Genomic DNA, 2578 nt, shown 5'->3' with positions numbered 1-2578 from the left:
AACAACACAGCGAGGATGCTGTGGACTGCGGGGATTATTCCTTCTCGTGGTTCCGCTCTCGTGATGTGGTTGCCCGGATGTCCGGGAAAGCATTCACGGAGAGTTTGATCCTGGCTCAGGACGAACGCTGGCGGCGTGCTTAACACATGCAAGTCGAACGATGAAGCCTTTCGGGGTGGATTAGTGGCGAACGGGTGAGTAACACGTGGGCAATCTGCCCTGCACTCTGGGACAAGCCCTGGAAACGGGGTCTAATACCGGATATGACGCATGCCCGCATGGGTGGTGCGTGGAAAGCTCCGGCGGTGCAGGATGAGCCCGCGGCCTATCAGCTTGTTGGTGGGGTGATGGCCTACCAAGGCGACGACGGGTAGCCGGCCTGAGAGGGCGACCGGCCACACTGGGACTGAGACACGGCCCAGACTCCTACGGGAGGCAGCAGTGGGGAATATTGCACAATGGGCGGAAGCCTGATGCAGCGACGCCGCGTGAGGGATGACGGCCTTCGGGTTGTAAACCTCTTTCAGCAGGGAAGAAGCGTGAGTGACGGTACCTGCAGAAGAAGCGCCGGCTAACTACGTGCCAGCAGCCGCGGTAATACGTAGGGCGCAAGCGTTGTCCGGAATTATTGGGCGTAAAGAGCTCGTAGGCGGTTTGTCACGTCGGATGTGAAAGCCCGGGGCTTAACCCCGGGTCTGCATTCGATACGGGCAGACTGGAGTGTGGTAGGGGAGATCGGAATTCCTGGTGTAGCGGTGAAATGCGCAGATATCAGGAGGAACACCGGTGGCGAAGGCGGATCTCTGGGCCATTACTGACGCTGAGGAGCGAAAGCGTGGGGAGCGAACAGGATTAGATACCCTGGTAGTCCACGCCGTAAACGTTGGGAACTAGGTGTGGGTCACATTCCACGTGGTCCGTGCCGCAGCTAACGCATTAAGTTCCCCGCCTGGGGAGTACGGCCGCAAGGCTAAAACTCAAAGGAATTGACGGGGGCCCGCACAAGCGGCGGAGCATGTGGCTTAATTCGACGCAACGCGAAGAACCTTACCAAGGCTTGACATACACCGGAAACATTCAGAGATGGATGCCCCCTTGTGGTCGGTGTACAGGTGGTGCATGGCTGTCGTCAGCTCGTGTCGTGAGATGTTGGGTTAAGTCCCGCAACGAGCGCAACCCTTGTCCCGTGTTGCCAGCAGGCCCTTGTGGTGCTGGGGACTCACGGGAGACCGCCGGGGTCAACTCGGAGGAAGGTGGGGACGACGTCAAGTCATCATGCCCCTTATGTCTTGGGCTGCACACGTGCTACAATGGCCGGTACAATGAGTTGCGATGCCGTGAGGTGGAGCGAATCTCAAAAAGCCGGTCTCAGTTCGGATTGGGGTCTGCAACTCGACCCCATGAAGTCGGAGTCGCTAGTAATCGCAGATCAGCAGTGCTGCGGTGAATACGTTCCCGGGCCTTGTACACACCGCCCGTCACGTCACGAAAGTCGGTAACACCCGAAGCCGGTGGCCTAACCCCTTGTGGGAGGGAGCTGTCGAAGGTGGGACTGGCGATTGGGACGAAGTCGTAACAAGGTAGCCGTACCGGAAGGTGCGGCTGGATCACCTCCTTTCTAAGGAGCATTTCTTACCGGGCTTTCCTTCGGGGGGTTCGGTCAGAGGCCGGTTCATCAGCGAATGTCTGGTGCCGGTGGCTCATGGGTGGAACGTTGACTATTCGGCAGATTCGGATGCTTGTCGCTTCTAGTACTGCTCTCTTCGGGGAGTGTGGAACGGGGTGGTGGGGGTCTGGTTCTTGTCGGGCACGCTGTTGGGTGTCTGAGGGTGCGAGCGTTGCTCGTCCTTCGGTGTGCCGGTCCCAGTGAACTCGCCCTGTATGGGGTGGGGTGGTGGGTGGCTGGTCGTTGTTTGAGAACTGCACAGTGGACGCGAGCATCTGTGGCCAAGTTTTTAAGGGCGCACGGTGGATGCCTTGGTACCAGGAACCGATGAAGGACGTGGGAGGCCGCGATAGGCCCCGGGGAGCTGTCAACCGAGCTGTGATCCGGGGGTGTCCGAATGGGGAAACCCGGCAGTCGTCATGGGCTGTCACCTGCACCTGAACTCATAGGGTGTGTGGAGGGAACGAGGGGAAGTGAAACATCTCAGTACCCTCAGGAAGAGAAAACAATAGTGATTCCGGGAGTAGCGGCGAGCGAAACTGGATGAGGCTAAACCGTTTACGTGTGATACCCGGCAGGGGTTGCGTGGGCGGGGTTGTGGGAGTGTGTGTCTCTGGTCTGCCGGCCAGGGGGCGAGTTAGAAACCGTTGATGTAGGCGAAGGGCATGCGAAAGGCCCGGCGTAGAGGGTAAGACCCCCGTAGCTGAAACATTGACGGCTCGTTTATGCATGTCCCAAGTAGCACGGGCCTCGAGAAATCCTGTGTGAATCTGGCGGGACCACCCGCTAAGCCTAAATATTCCCTGGTGACCGATAGCGGATAGTACCGTGAGGGAATGGTGAAAAGTACCGCGGGAGCGGAGTGAAATAGTACCTGAAACCGTGTGCCTACAAGCCGTGGGAGCGTCGCAT

Annotated in this window: 2 rRNA genes (1 of these 2 cut by a window edge); both read left to right on the top strand. The window is 58.7% G+C overall.

Features of this window, described 5'->3' with window-relative positions:
• Window positions 1-92 precede the first annotated feature (92 nt).
• A 16S ribosomal RNA gene (locus AB0910_RS30875) occupies window positions 93-1618 on the top strand.
• 327 nt (window positions 1619-1945) lie between these two features.
• A 23S ribosomal RNA gene (locus AB0910_RS30870) occupies window positions 1946-2578 on the top strand (its annotated part continues 2571 nt past the right edge of the window); the annotation flags it as partial.

Origin of the sequence: Streptomyces sp. NPDC047002, assembly GCF_040704505.1 — a bacterium.
Classification (GTDB): domain Bacteria; phylum Actinomycetota; class Actinomycetes; order Streptomycetales; family Streptomycetaceae; genus Streptomyces.
Note: the sequence above shows the minus strand (reverse complement) of the source record. Positions and strands in the feature narration are given on the sequence as shown.